This window comes from Coprococcus intestinalis, assembly GCF_023656595.1.
Lineage (GTDB): Bacteria > Bacillota > Clostridia > Lachnospirales > Lachnospiraceae > Coprococcus_A > Coprococcus_A intestinihominis.
In genome coordinates this window covers 105751-120135 of sequence record NZ_JAMOKJ010000002.1, presented here as the reverse complement: position 1 = coordinate 120135, position 14385 = coordinate 105751, and the positions used below count along the sequence as shown (strand labels likewise).

General features: G+C 43.4%; 15 protein-coding genes. 1 reads left to right on the top strand and 14 read right to left on the bottom strand.

Annotation, left to right across the window (positions count from 1 at the left end):
- Window positions 1-60: 60 nt before the first annotated feature.
- The 5 genes from NBH03_RS01970 to mtaB form a co-directional block, all read right to left on the bottom strand.
- A complete protein-coding gene (locus tag NBH03_RS01970; protein ID WP_250796567.1) occupies window positions 61-528 on the bottom strand; it encodes a Fur family transcriptional regulator in 468 nt (155 codons plus the stop codon).
- Between the two features lie 60 nt (window positions 529-588).
- Entirely contained in the window at window positions 589-852 is a 264-nt protein-coding gene (locus tag NBH03_RS01965) for a DUF1292 domain-containing protein (protein ID WP_015514592.1), read from the bottom strand.
- 46 nt (window positions 853-898) lie between these two features.
- Window positions 899-1366 (bottom strand): Holliday junction resolvase RuvX, encoded by a 468-nt coding sequence (gene ruvX, locus NBH03_RS01960; protein ID WP_250796891.1) that lies wholly within the window; start codon window positions 1364-1366, stop codon window positions 899-901.
- Window positions 1367-1372: 6 nt separating this feature from the next.
- Window positions 1373-1633, bottom strand: coding sequence for an IreB family regulatory phosphoprotein (locus NBH03_RS01955; RefSeq protein ID WP_117527427.1), 261 nt, complete (start codon window positions 1631-1633; stop codon window positions 1373-1375).
- Between the two features lie 73 nt (window positions 1634-1706).
- Window positions 1707-3071: a tRNA (N(6)-L-threonylcarbamoyladenosine(37)-C(2))-methylthiotransferase MtaB gene (gene mtaB / locus NBH03_RS01950; protein ID WP_250796565.1), complete on the bottom strand. Its 1365-nt coding sequence runs from the start codon at window positions 3069-3071 to the stop codon at window positions 1707-1709.
- Between the two features lie 274 nt (window positions 3072-3345).
- Here mtaB and NBH03_RS01945 point away from each other — a divergent pair, with 274 nt between their 5' ends.
- Entirely contained in the window at window positions 3346-3579 is a 234-nt protein-coding gene (locus NBH03_RS01945) for an HPr family phosphocarrier protein (RefSeq protein ID WP_250796563.1), read from the top strand.
- Window positions 3580-3713: 134 nt separating this feature from the next.
- Here the strand turns inward: NBH03_RS01945 and thiI are convergent, their stop codons facing one another.
- The 9 genes from thiI to hemW all read right to left on the bottom strand — a co-directional run bounded on the left by thiI (window position 3714) and on the right by hemW (window position 14384).
- Window positions 3714-4892, bottom strand: a complete 1179-nt coding sequence (gene thiI, locus NBH03_RS01940) for a tRNA uracil 4-sulfurtransferase ThiI (protein WP_242993834.1) — start codon at window positions 4890-4892, stop codon at window positions 3714-3716.
- The gene (locus NBH03_RS01935; protein ID WP_015514597.1) at window positions 4885-6105 is read right to left on the bottom strand and encodes a cysteine desulfurase family protein; all 1221 of its coding nucleotides are present in this window, start codon (window positions 6103-6105) and stop codon (window positions 4885-4887) included. The genes thiI and NBH03_RS01935 overlap by 8 nt, the downstream gene beginning before the upstream one ends.
- Window positions 6106-6112: 7 nt before the next feature.
- A complete protein-coding gene (locus tag NBH03_RS01930; RefSeq protein ID WP_215689545.1) occupies window positions 6113-6853 on the bottom strand; it encodes a 16S rRNA (uracil(1498)-N(3))-methyltransferase in 741 nt (246 codons plus the stop codon).
- Window positions 6854-6949: 96 nt separating this feature from the next.
- On the bottom strand, window positions 6950-7906 hold the full coding sequence (prmA, locus tag NBH03_RS01925) for a 50S ribosomal protein L11 methyltransferase (protein WP_117539015.1): 957 nt from the start codon (window positions 7904-7906) through the stop codon (window positions 6950-6952).
- Between the two features lie 104 nt (window positions 7907-8010).
- A complete protein-coding gene (gene dnaJ / locus NBH03_RS01920; protein ID WP_117527425.1) occupies window positions 8011-9186 on the bottom strand; it encodes a molecular chaperone DnaJ in 1176 nt (391 codons plus the stop codon).
- A 103-nt stretch (window positions 9187-9289) separates the two neighbouring features.
- Window positions 9290-11161 (bottom strand): molecular chaperone DnaK, encoded by a 1872-nt coding sequence (gene dnaK, locus NBH03_RS01915; RefSeq protein ID WP_250796561.1) that lies wholly within the window; start codon window positions 11159-11161, stop codon window positions 9290-9292.
- A gap of 59 nt (window positions 11162-11220) precedes the next feature.
- Window positions 11221-11835, bottom strand: a complete 615-nt coding sequence (gene grpE, locus NBH03_RS01910) for a nucleotide exchange factor GrpE (protein WP_250796558.1) — start codon at window positions 11833-11835, stop codon at window positions 11221-11223.
- A gap of 13 nt (window positions 11836-11848) precedes the next feature.
- Window positions 11849-12886, bottom strand: coding sequence for a heat-inducible transcriptional repressor HrcA (gene hrcA / locus NBH03_RS01905; protein WP_250796548.1), 1038 nt, complete (start codon window positions 12884-12886; stop codon window positions 11849-11851).
- Between the two features lie 286 nt (window positions 12887-13172).
- Entirely contained in the window at window positions 13173-14384 is a 1212-nt protein-coding gene (hemW, locus tag NBH03_RS01900; protein ID WP_250796547.1) for a radical SAM family heme chaperone HemW, read from the bottom strand.
- Between the last annotated feature and the right edge of the window lies 1 nt (window position 14385).

The following is a 14385-nucleotide window of genomic DNA, read 5'->3' as shown; positions in this document are numbered from 1 at the left end:
ACTGCACCTCCGTTAAATCACAGGATTCATACAATATTTCAAAAGAAACAAGACTTGCATCTATTCTGATTTTGCTCCGTCCTTCTTGCGGCATTCCGCACAGTGCCCATAAAGCTTCACTTCATGATTACTGACAACAAATCCTGTCGTCTGCTCAATCTTCTGTTCGAGATTATCAAGCAGATCTTCCTGAAATGCAAAAACTTTTCCACAGCTGACACAGATCATATGGTGATGATGATGGTGACTCTTCTGATTCGGTTCACCAATCTCATACCGTACATAACCATCATCCAAATTCAACTTGTCAATGAGGTTCATTTCTGATAGTAGCTGTATATTACGATAGACCGTAGCCAGGCCGATATCCGGCCAGTCCTTTTTCACAAAGTCATAGATTTCCTCAGCCGTCAAATGACACTCCGGCTGAGACAGAAGCACTTTTAATATAGCCATTCGCTGTGAGGTTGTTTTAAGTCCTCTTTCCTTCAGCAGCTTCCTGAACTCGCTCAATTGATCTTCTATCATGCTTCTTCTGCCTTTCTTTTCCTCTGCAATGTCTTGTAGCGATTGAAATTTCTGTATCAATCATTCATATTTCAAATCAATATCGTCCAGCATCTGTTCGAACACTTTGGAAATAACTTCCAGTTCTGTGCTGTCTTCAACAAACTCATAATAGGCCTCTTCGGTCTCAGCCCCCGTCTCCTTCAGAATATAAGCATCCGCTTCATCTTCTTCAGAATCTGTGACCAGCAGATAATTCACATTGTTGATCATTGTCTGTTCGATAACCATTAATTCGATTTCTTCATCATCGTCTGTTGTTAATGTAATTGTTTTTGTTGCCATGTTTCTACTCTCCCCATATTGCATACATGCATAAATCCAACTATAACTATATATCTTCCGAATCTTCTGATTCTGCCTGATTCTCCGAAAAGCTCTGATAATCCAGATACCCCTGCAGAATAAAGGCTGCCGCCATCTTGTCAATATAAGTCTTTCTGTCTTCGCGTCGAACATTACCCTCCATCAATACTCTTTCTGATGCAACGGTACTCATCCGCTCATCCCAGAGAATCACTTCAAGTCCTGTTCTACGCTCCAGTGCCTCTTGGAAAGCCAGCGTTTTCTCGACACGCTCACCCTCTGTGTCGTTCATATTCTTCGGATAACCAAGTACAATCTGTTCTGCTTCATATTCCCGGATCAAAGCCTCAATACGCGCATACGTCTTTCGGAGTTTATTCTCGTCCTTACGAGTAATTGTCTCCAGACCCTGAGCTGTAAAACCAAGAGGGTCACTGACCGCCACGCCAACAGTCTTCGAACCGTAATCTAATCCAATAATTCTCTTCTTCATCATGGGCTACTTCAGATTCACTTCAATGTAATTCTTGAGAAGTTCTTCAAGAAGCTCATCTCTTTCAACCTTCATGATCAGGTATCTTGCATTCTTGTAACTCGTCACATATGTCGGATCGCCGGACATAATATATCCTACAATCTGATTCACCGGATTATACCCCTTCTCCGTCAGTGCAATATAAACTGCTTCAAGAATGTCTTTGACCGCAATATCAGTCTCATTATTCACTTTAAAATACTGTGTATTCTTGTTATCTGCCACTCAATCACATCCCTTCTGTCAGATGGCTGATTATCCAAGGTTACTACTATCTTAATATATATATTCCAAGAATTCAATCAATTCTTTTACAAAACACAAATTCTTCATTTAATTTGCTGTTAATAGTGCCTTTTATCACCATGTTTGGTACTAATCCATCCATTTCAAAAGCACAGCGGATATAATTCTTACTGTGTCCCGTCATGTATTTCGTACCGTCAATTTCCGTTTCTTCCTCAATGAGGACAATCTGCTCCTGATCTTTGCAGGCTTCAAGAAAATCATCTTTCATTCTCTCTCCCAGTGCGATCAGTTTCTCACTTCTCACAGACTGGATCTGCGGATCAATCTGATTCGGCATATCTGCCGCTTTGGTTCCACGACGCTTTGAATACTTAAAGATATGCATATCCGAAAAATGAACCGTCTCAAGGAATCTTTCTGTCTGTGCAAATTCTTCTTCCGTTTCTCCCGGAAAGCCAACGATCACATCTGTAGTCAAGGCCGGTCTGTCAAAATACTGTCTAAGGATTCCGCACTTTTCAAGGTAAAGTGCCGTTGTATAATGTCGGTTCATTCTCTTCAGTGTTTCGTCACAGCCGCTCTGCAATGACAAATGAAAATGCGGACAGATCTGAGGCACTTTGCAGAGGCGTCTGACAAAATTCTCTGTAATGATCCTTGGCTCCAGTGAACCAAGGCGAATTCTTTCAAGTCCCTCTATTCCAGATAACGCCTCAATCAAATCGATCAATGCACTGTTCTTAAAAGGTCCATAATCTTCCTGCTCATCCGCTGTATGTTCAAAGTCAAGACCATAGGAACTGATATGGATACCCGTCAAAACGATTTCCTTGTAGCCGTTTGCCGTCAGATTTCTGACCTCCTGCAGGATATCTTCCATCTTTCTGCTCCGCACACGCCCTCTGGCATAAGGAATAATGCAGTATGAACAGAACTGATTGCAGCCATCCTGAATCTTGATATAGGCACGGGTATGTTCAGACACCATTTCGATATGCATGGTCTCATATTCATGGCTATGGGCAATATCCGCCACATAAGCATCTCTGTCCTCTGTATGTCTGTTGTCCTGAATATACTGTTCAACAATCTGTACAACCTGGCTCTTCATGTTGTTGCCAATGACCAGATCAATCAGCGTATCTTCTTCCAGCTGCTCTTTGGCCGCCTGCACATAGCAGCCCACAGCAACAATGATGCCATCTGGGTTCTTCTTCTTTGCCCGATGCATCATCTGTCTGGACTTACGATCCGCCATATTTGTTACTGTACAGGTATTGATCACGTAAACGGATGCCTCCTGTGAAAACTCCTTCACTTCATATCCTTCAGCCTCAAAGCTTCCCCGCATGGCATCTGTTTCATATTGATTTACCTTACATCCCAGTGTGCAGAATGCCACTGTTTTCTTCATATTCTTCCTCCATCTGTTTCATTTTGTTGCAATTTGTAACTGTTCAGAGCAAAGCAAAATTTCAAAAGACAAGTATAAAATGCTTGCATTTTTAAGACTGTTTTTGAAATTTTATTTGGCGGATACGCCACACCGACGAAATGCGTAGCATTTTGGAGGTTGGCTCTGAACAATTACTGCAATTTATAAAATACTCGCCTATTGACTTTTGTCCATTCCGAATGTAGTATAATATTGTAATAAAATATTAACCAAAACTAAAGGAGGAACAGCCATGAAAACAGTTCGAGTATGCCTCGATTCCATCGATAAAGTAAAAGGATTTGTCAATGACATCAGCCGATTCAATACAGATTTTGATCTGATCTCCGGTCGTTATGTCATTGATGCCAAGTCAATTATGGGTATATTCAGCCTTGACCTTTCCAAACCAATCGAACTCACAATCCATGAGAGCGATGAAATAGATGAAATTCTCAAGGTTCTTCAGCCATACGTTGTGGACTAGGCTATCACATGATTCTTCGGACTGCTGATTATCAGCAGTCCTTTTTTGTCCGATACAAGACCGGATCGGCCGGATTCTTCACAGGAATGCATGCACATCTCTGAACCAGCCTGTATCAGGCCTTTCTCGCAATTTTATTCGCAGAGAATCGTCTCTCTCGTCTCAATAGCCGTCTTAAGCAGTTCATCAATGACATCCACCAGATGATGTTCTGAACGTTCGATCGCACGGACATTCGGCTTCGTAACCGGATGCTTTGCCACAAATATTGTACAGCAGTCTTCAAATGGCTGAATGGATGTCTCAAAAGCGCCAATCTTCTCTGAAATCTCAACAATATCATTCTTATCAAAGCCAATCACCGGACGATAAACCGGAAGTGTACAAACAGCATTGGTTGCACGCAGGCTCTGCATTGTCTGACTGGCCACCTGACCGATACTCTCACCGGTGATCAATCCTAAAGAGCCTTCTTCCAAGGCAATATGCTCTGCGATTTTCATCATATAACGACGCATAATGATCGTCAGCTCATCATGCGGGCATTTGTCATAAATCGCCAGCTGAATATCTGTAAAGTTAATAACATGCAGATTGATCGGTCCGGCATAAGCGGCAACAATTTTCGCAAGGTCAATAACTTTCTGCTTCGCACGTTCGCTTGTATATGGCGGTGCGTGGAAATAAACTGCATCAATCTTAACACCACGTTTTGCGATCATATAACCGGCTACAGGACTATCAATACCGCCTGATAACAATAATGTAGCCTTTCCGTTCGTTCCCACCGGCATACCGCCCGGTCCCGGAATAGAAATTGAGTAAATATAGGTTCGCTCACGCACTTCAATATTCAGTGCCACATCCGGATTGTGGACATCCACTGTCATATCCGGAAATCTGTCCAACAGATATTCACCCATATCCGCTCCGATCTCCATAGATTTCTTCGGATAGCTCTTATCGGCTCTTCTTGCAAAAACCTTGAAAGATAAATGCTGATCCGGATAGGTTCTTTCCATATAATCACCGGTTACCTGGCATAGATTACTCCATTCATTGTTGTCACACAGAACAACCGGACATATGGCCACAATGCCAAATACCCTTGAAAGCGCTTTGATCACTTCGTCATAATCATATTCTGTCAGCGCTTCCACATACACACGGCCCTGTTCCTTTGTAACTTCAAACTGACCGTCTACTTTACGCAGTGAGAATTTAATCTGATCCATCAGGGCATATTCAAACAAATAACGATTCTTGCCCTTGATGCCAATCTCACCATACTTAATCAAAAAAGCTTTATACACGTTTGCCTCCTCTTTTCCTGCCGCCAGGCGTATAACGTCTAAGCATCGGCAGCAGCCTGCTAAGCTGTGCCACGCATTCATCTATTTCTTCCTTTGTTGTATCGAATGAAAAACTAAAGCGTACAGTTGCATCCAGGTATCGTTTTTCAACACCGATTGCCTTTAATGTGCCGCTGATGGCCGGATGATTTGATGAACATGCCGAACCGCTGGACACATACACATGTGTCTCCTCAAGGGCATGAAGCAGCACTTCTGCCCGGATATCCTGAAAGCTGACACTGACCACATGCGGTGCTGCACAGGCATCCTGCTGATCTTCTGCCGGCCGGTTCAGACTGCCGCGGCTCTTTCCGCCGTTCACCACCGTTCCTTCCAGTTTCTCTATCTCTTCTATAAAATAACTGCGTATACCGTAAAGATATTCCAGTTTATTCTCAAAATCTGTATATTCAATTTCTGCAGCTTTCGCCATTCCGGCTACTCCGGGCACATTCTCCGTACCTGAACGCATGCCTTTCTGATGACCGCCGCCAAGCATCAACGGCTGTACTTTTACTCTGTCACGTACCCACAAAAATCCCGTGCCTTTTGGTCCATGGATCTTATGGCCGCTGACAGACAGCATATCAATTCCTATCCGTTTCGGATGCAGGACGACTTTGCCGAATCCCTGAATCGCATCCACATGAAACAATGTGTTCGGATTACATTCCTTGACAATCGCTGCTGCGTCTGCAATCGGCTCAATGGTACCGATCTCATTATTCACACACATCATAGATACCAGAATTGTATCCGGTCTGATGGCTTCTCTGAGTGCATCAAGATCCACCAGACCATATGCATTCACAGGCAGCCACGTCACTTCAAAGCCCATCTGTTCCAGAAACATCATCGGCTGATACACAGATGCGTGTTCTATCCGGGTCGTGATCAGATGCTTGCCTGCTCTCTGATTCGCCAATGCTCCGCCAATGATTGCCAGATTATTGGATTCTGTGCCGCCCGAAGTAAAAATCAGTTCTTTCTCTTCAACTTTCAAAATACCTGCAAGTATTTCTCTGGCGCGGCGGATATACCGTTCCGCCTCCACGCCCTTCATATGCAATGAAGAAGGATTGCCGTAATCTTCCTCCATGATCTTGTTCATCAGCTGCACAACCTCAGGATAGGCTCTGGTCGTGGCAGCATTATCCATATAAACTTCCATATAAAATTTAGTCCTCTTCCAATTCAAACATCAAAATGGAGAGCATTGTCAGTCCGGCCGTTTCTGTCCGCAGAATTCTGTGTCCAAGGGTAATCGGTATAGCACCGGCCGCTCTGGCCGCCTCAATCTCACTCTCTTCAAATCCGCCTTCAGGTCCAATGAATATTCCGATTGAATGTTTGCCATGGAGGGCACGTACCTGATCACGGGCATGCTGCATACCCTCTGCTTTCTCGTAAGGAATCAATGCTGCATCCAATCCGTTGCACATCCGAAGTGCTTTCTCAAAACTGATACATGTCGCAATCTGCGGTATCAATGCTCTTCCGGCCTGCTTCGCCGCACTCTCTGCAATGCTCTGCCAGCGAAGACGTTTCTTCTCTTCCTTCTTCGGATCCAGCTTCACAACAGCCCGCTTCGTTGCAACAGGAACTATCTCATAGACTCCCAGTTCCACTGCCTTCTGAATGATCAGTTCCATCTTGTCAGCCTTCGGCAGTCCCTGAAACAGATAAATCTTCGCCGGCAACTCAACGAAAGAATGCCAGCTGTCAACAATATCCAGACGTACTTCTTCCTTAGTCAGCTCTGCAATACGGCAAAAGTAATCCATGCCCTGTCCGTCACTGACCGTTACTTCTTCACCCGGTGTCATTCTGAGTACGTTCCTGATATGATTGACATCTGTGCCTGTAATCACAATATCTTTATCACTAATCTGATCTGTTCCAACAAAAAATCTTGGCATTCCTGCACTCCCTCCATCTTAAACTGTTCACGTAACCTTTATGGCGCTTTTGCCATTATAGCATGAAATGAACAACTTATTCAAGCCTGTTCGATTTTATTTTCTGGCTGTAAAGGCAACCCAGTCACCGGAATGTGTCACTTCAAGAATCTCAAAGCCATTGGCAAGCAGCGCTTCTCTTACATCATCCTCTTTTGTATTGATGATGCCGGATGAAACAAATAATGCCCCCGGCTTCATATTATCTTTGATCACACCTGAAAGCGGAATAATAACATCTGCAAGAATATTCGCCAACACAAGATCATATTTCTCATCACCACAGGCATGTCTGAAATCCACATCTGTAATGATATCACCGGCTTTTACATCGTATTGATTCATATTAATATGATTGACTCTGGCATTTTCAATGGCTGCTGAAACCGCATTCGGATCTACATCTGTTGCCATGGCTTCACCGGCACCAAGCATCAGTCCAATGATGGATAAAATACCGCTGCCGCATCCCACATCAAAAAGCTTCTGACCCTCTTTCAGATATTTCTTCATCTGTGTGATGCAAAGCCGGGTTGTATGATGCATGCCTGTACCAAAGGCTGTACCCGGATCCAACTCTACAACAAGCGTATCCTCCGTTGTGTCTTCCGGCAACTTCTCCCATGTCGGTTTGATAATGATCTTGTCATCGACTTTGAATGGTTTCCAGAATTTCTTCCAGTTATTCATCCAATCCACATCTGCTGTTTCAGATTTCTCAATGGTTGCATCACCGATATCAACAAAATCCGCCAATTCCTTAACCGCTTCCGTTACTTCCTGAAGTGTTTCTGCATGGTCTTTTTCCGGTTCTATATAAAATGATACATAGGCAACACCATCATCCTCTCCCAGATCAGGCAGAATGTCGATGAACATCTTTTTCTTATCCTCATCAGAAAGCGGAATCTTGTCTTCTATCTCAATTCCTTCAATTCCCATTTCGCCCAATGTATAGCTGATCAGATCCACTGCTTCCGTTGTGGTCTTCATACGATATTTATTCCATTTCATATCCGTTATTCTCCTTTTTACAAATTCTATTCTAACGCACAAAAGGGCATTTTGAAATTCTATTTTTCAGAATTTCAAAAGCCCTGTGTTTATTTGATTCTTCACTAATCTTCAAAAGTTTCTTTTAACTTTTCTTCGACTTTTTCCTTGAAAGACTTTTTCTTCTTGCCTTCATTCTCCTCCGGCTTGTATATGCCCTTCATAGCGTCATCAAACTTACGAAGAAGTTCTTTCTGTTCATTGTTCAATTTCTCAGGCACCTGAACAATCAGTGTGACATAATGGTCACCGCGCAGATTCTTGTTTCTTCTGGAAGGAACACCCTTGCCCTTCAATCTGATACGTGTATCTGTCTGTGTTCCCGGTCTGATTGTCTGTGTGATCTCGCCATCCAGTGTCTGAATCTTGATATCCCCGCCAAGTGCTGCATCCGCAAATGAGATCGGGACTGTTGAGAAAATATCATAATCCTGTCTCTGGAAAATCGGATGACTGTCTACTTGCAGACCAACCAGTAAATCACCTCTTGGTCCGCCATTCTTGCCCGGCTCACCGAAGCCAGCAACTCTGACACTGATACCATTGTCAACACCAGCCGGAATTGTCACTTTCAACGGCTTGCGAATCTTCTTGAATCCCTGACCTGCACATTTCGGGCACTTCTCCTTGACAACCTTACCTGCACCGCCGCATTCAGGACATGTCTGCACATTACGTACCTGGCCGAAAAGTGACTGCTGTGTATATACAACCTGGCCTGATCCATTACACTTCGGACAAGTCTGCGGCTGTGTTCCTGGTTTGGCGCCTGTTCCGTGACATGTTTCACATTCTTCTTTGTAACCAATCTCAATATTCTTCTCAACACCAAAAACAGCTTCCATAAAGCTGATTCTCATATTGATCTTCACATTGGCACCCTGCATCGGGCCATTATACGCCCTTCTGCTCCGGCTGCCACCGCCAAAAAGATCGCCAAATATATCACCGAATATATCGCCCATATCACCGCCAAAATCAAACCCGCCGAATCCACCGGCTCCGCCGCCCTGTTCAAAGGCTGCATGTCCGAACTGATCATACTGTCTTCTCTTATCTGCATCACTTAATACAGCATATGCCTCGGAAGCTTCTTTAAACTTTGCCTCAGCTTCTTTATCTCCCGGATTGGTATCTGGATGATATTTCTTCGCCAATTTACGATAGGCCTTCTTCAGCTCGGCATCGCTCGCATTCTTATCTACGCCGAGGACTTCATAATAATCTCTTTTATCTGCCATCTGAGATTCTCCCTCTATGCTTGGAAATGGCGAAAAGCCAAGTGTTGCCACTTCACTTTTCGCCTTTGTGTTTATTGCTTATCTGTTATATTATACGTCAATTTTAGACTTCTGTATAGTCACCATCAACAACATCATCATTATTGTTCTGATAATTCTGCTGACCAGCATCACCCTGAGGGCCTGCCTGTGGGCCTGCACCTGCATTAGGGTTCTGTGCCTCATACATCTTTGTGAAGACAGGCTGTGCAACATTCATCAATCTTTCCTTGCCAGCTTTCAATTCATCGATCTCAGCATCTGTCATGGATTCGATGTTTGTCTTCTCAATGGCAGCCTTTAAGCTATCTATTTCAGCCTGAACTTTTGCTTTGTCATCTGCACTGATCTTGTCTCCAACTTCTTTGAGAGCGTTTTCTGTCTGGAATACCATTGCATCTGCATCGTTTCTTACATCAATACCCTCTTTACGTTTCTTATCCTGCGCTTCGTATTCAGCAGCTTCCTTAACAGCCTTATCGATCTCTGCATCTGACAGGTTAGAACCTGCTGTGATTGTGATATGCTGTTCTCTGCCTGTACCAAGGTCTTTGGCAGATACATTGACAATACCGTTGGCATCAATATCAAATGTAACTTCGATCTGAGGCACACCACGTCTTGCAGGAGCGATACCATCCAACTGGAAACGGCCAAGGCTCTTGTTGTCTTTGGCGAACTGTCTTTCACCCTGTACAACATTGATATCTACAGCAGACTGGTTATCTGCAGCTGTTGAGAAGATCTGGCTCTTTCTTGTAGGGATTGTTGTATTTCTCTCGATCAGATGAGTAGCGATACCACCCATTGTCTCGATGGACAGTGTCAGAGGTGTTACATCCAATAAGAGGATATCTCCGGCACCTGAATCACCTGCAAGTTTACCACCCTGGATAGAAGCACCGATGGCAACGCATTCATCAGGGTTCAGGGATTTGTTCGGTTCTTTGCCTGTTAACTGTCTTACTTTATCCTGTACAGCAGGGATACGTGTAGAACCACCTACAAGAAGTACCTTGCTGATTTCATTCATTTCAAGACCTGCATCTTTTAATGCATTCTGAACAGGGATAACTGTTCTTTCAACCAGATCATGTGTTAATTCATCGAATTTAGCACGTGTCAGGTTCATATCGAAATGCTTAGGACCTTCAGCTGTTGCTGTGATGAATGGCAGGTTGATATTCGTTGTTGTTGCGCTTGAAAGCTCTTTCTTAGCTTTTTCAGCTGCTTCACGAAGTCTCTGCATAGCCATCTTATCACCTGAGAGATCTACGCCTTCTGTTCTCTTGAACTCGGAAAGCATGTACTGTGTGATCTTGTTATCGAAATCATCACCACCAAGTCTTGTATCACCATTTGTTGCCAATACTTCAATAACACCATCACCGATTTCAATGATAGATACATCAAATGTACCACCACCAAGGTCGTATACCATGATCTTCTGTTCATTCTCATTATCAAGGCCATAAGCAAGTGCTGCTGCTGTAGGCTCGTTGATAATACGTTTTACATCAAGACCTGCAATCTTACCTGCATCCTTTGTTGCCTGTCTCTGAGCATCGTTGAAGTAAGCAGGAACTGTGATAACGGCTTCTGATACCTTCTCACCAAGATAGCTTTCTGCATCTGCTTTCAGTTTCTGAAGAATCATAGCTGAAATTTCCTGTGGGGAATATTTCTTGTCATCAATTGTTACTCTGTAGTCAGAACCCATATGTCTCTTAATAGAAGAGATTGTGTGATCTGCATTTGTAACTGCCTGACGTTTTGCAGGTTCACCGACAAGTCTTTCACCTGTCTTTGTGAAAGCGACAACAGATGGTGTTGTTCTTGCACCTTCTGTATTGGCGATAACTACAGGTTTACCACCTTCCATAACTGCTACACATGAATTTGTTGTTCCTAAATCGATACCAATGATTTTACTCATAATAATAACCTCCTGAAATAAACTAAAAATCTATATAAATGAAACTTGTTGTCTTATTCTTATTCAGCAACCATAACCATGCTGTGTCTGAGGACTTTGTCCTTGTACTTGTAGCCTTTCTGAAGTTCCTGGATCACAATACCTGATTCATATTCTTCACTCGGCTGCTGCATAACCGCATTGTGAAGCATCGGATCAAATTCTTTGCCCTGGGCCTCAATCACTGTCACGCCTTCATCCTCAAGCACCTTTGTCAGCTGCTTGTAGATCATCTCAATACCCTGTGCAAATGAAGACTCCTTATCTGCATCTGTCATGGCTCCGAGACCTCTTTCAAAATTATCAACCACCGGAAGAATCTTCAGAATGAAATCAGAAGCACCGATTTCATAATTCTGTTTCTTCTCCTTGTCAGTACGTTTTCTATAATTATCAAATTCTGCCATCTGGCGAACCAGACGATCTTTCAGTTCTTCGATCTCTGCGTCTTTCTTATCCTTCTTATCTTTCTTGAAGAACTTTGACTTCTTCTCCGGTACCTCTTCCGCTGATTCTTTCTCTTCAGCTTCAGGTGTTTCGGAAGTCTCTTTCTCTTCGGCTGCTGCCTCTGTCGTTTCTTCCTGCTCTTTAACCGGCTGTTCTAAATCTTTCTCTTTATTCTGATTCTCTGCCAAAGCCTGTCACCTCTTATTCTTTCTTGTCTTTCTTAAATATTGTATCCAGCTGTGTCATCACTGTTTCCAGATTATTCACAACCTTCTTATAATCCATTCGTTTCGGTCCGATAATACCTATCGTTCCCTGTACGCCTTCTTCCAATTCATAAGTTGCTGTAACGATACTGCAGTCTTTCATGGACTGAACCGGTGATTCCGATCCGATATAAACCTGAATGCCATGCTTATTCTCATCATTCTCACCTGCTGTAATCAGTTCATTAAGTCCCTGTTTCTCTTCCAGCGTATATAAAAGCTGTCCTGCCTTCTCTCTGTCTGCCAGCTCAGGATACTTCAGCAGATTCGTTGTACCGCTTGTGTAAATCTCGGTATCATCCTCTTCCTGAATTGCTTCAACAATCGTATCAATCAGATCACCGATAATCTTACGATGTCCCTGTGCCTGCCGCTTCATTGTCTGAAGCAGTTCCATATTGATTTCCTGAAGGCTCAGCCCCTGAAGATAAGTGTTCAGCAGAAGATTCAGTTTTACAACTTCCTCTTCCTCAACAAGCTCATCCACAGTCAAAATCTTGTTCTTGATGATGTTGCCTTCCAGCATCATCACCGCCAGAATCTGTTCTTCATTCACCCTTGTCAGCTGGATAAACTTAAGCTTGTTCTTCTGGCTCTGAGGTGCTGTGATCAACGAAGCATAATTCGTATTCGTTGCCAATAGCTTCACCACCTGTTTCAGAACCTGTTCGAGCTTGTCGACCTTCTGAACCATCACCTCATTCTGTCTCACAACCTCTTCGGACTTAACCTTCATCAGATTGTCAACATAGAAACGATAGCCCTTATCAGAAGGAATACGTCCGGCTGATGTATGCGGCTGTAAAATGTATCCCATCTCTTCAAGATCCGACATCTCATTTCTGATTGTTGCTGAACTGAGCTTCAAATCGGTGAATCTGGAAATTGTTCTCGAGCCAACCGGTTCACCGGTTTCAAGATATGTCTGTATAATCGCATTCAAAATCTTAATCTTACGTTCATCCAGTTCCATCGATTTCTCACTCCCTTTCATTGTTAGCACTCATCATATTGGAGTGCTAACATCTTCTGTATACAAAAATATCACCATAGTCACCTTTTGTCAAGGGGAAAATGATGATTTTTTTGTTTTTTTCATAAAGTTCCTGTAACTGTTCAGAGCTAACCTCCAAAATGCTACACATTTCGTCGGTGTGGCGTATCCGCCAAATAAAATTTCAAAAACAGTCTCAAAATGCAAGCATTTTATACCTGTTTTTTGAAATTTTGCTTGGCTCTGAACAGTTACAAGTTCTTATTTATAGAAGAAAATCCGACAAAATCCAATTGCTGACATCTGTTCCTGCCTCCGAAAAAGCCAGTCTGCCCTCTGATGGATGAAAGACAAGAAAACCTTCTGATATATATTTTCTGATAATGTCTCCATAAATATCCATCATGCTCTGTCCAAACTTCTCAGTAAACATCCGATCCGATACGCCTGCCATGCATCTGAGTCCCAAAAACATTGTTTCTTCAATCTGGGCCTTTCTGTCCAGGATTTCTTCCTGACAATATGACCAGTCATGCATATAGCTTGTCATGTCCGATACATTCGAAAAACGTCTGTTGCCCACCATACTGGCCGCCCCAAGTCCAAGGCCCAGGTAATCCTTTCTCTGCCAGTATATCAGATTATGCCGGCATTCAAAGCCTTTGCGGGCATAATTAGAAATCTCATACCGTTCATACCCTTTTTCTGCCAGAATTCTTTTGGTCAGATGATACATCTGCCGCTCGCTGTCTTCATCCGGCAATGTCAGTATTGCTGCCTTTCCCTGCTGCCCGACCACACCATCAGCAATAATGCCGTCCACATCCGCTTCGCCGCTCCGATCATCACCATAAAGATCCCAGAACGGTGTTCCTTCCTCGATAATCAGACTGTAAGCAGACAAATGTTCCGGTTCAAATGCTACTGCCTTATTCAATGTATCCAGCCATGAAGCTGTTGTCTGGCCCGGCAGTGCCGACATAAGATCAATATTGATATTCTCAAAGCCTACTCTTCTGGCCGCCTGATAATTCTCTGCAAACTGCTTCGCCGTATGAATACGCCCCAGATATTTCAATTCTTCATCATTCATAGACTGAAGTCCAAAACTCAGTCTGTTGATGCCTGCATTCCGATAAATTCTGAGTGTCTCAGCATCTGTTGTCCCGGGATTGCATTCCATCGTCCACTCACCGACAGGCGAAACATGGAAGGATACCCTGACAGTATCCAGCAATTCTGTCAATTGCTGCCCGGTCATCAATGACGGCGTGCCTCCGCCGATGAATAATGTTTCTATATTATAATCCTGATATATTGCTCCCCTGGCTTTGATTTCTTCCTTCAGTCGTTCCAGATAGATTTCCCGTCCAGCTTCATCCGACGGAAAAGAGAGAAAATCACAATACCTGCATTTCCGTACACAAAACGGAAAATGCAGGTATAAGCCCAGGGGACGTTTGTTCTTATCCGCCATA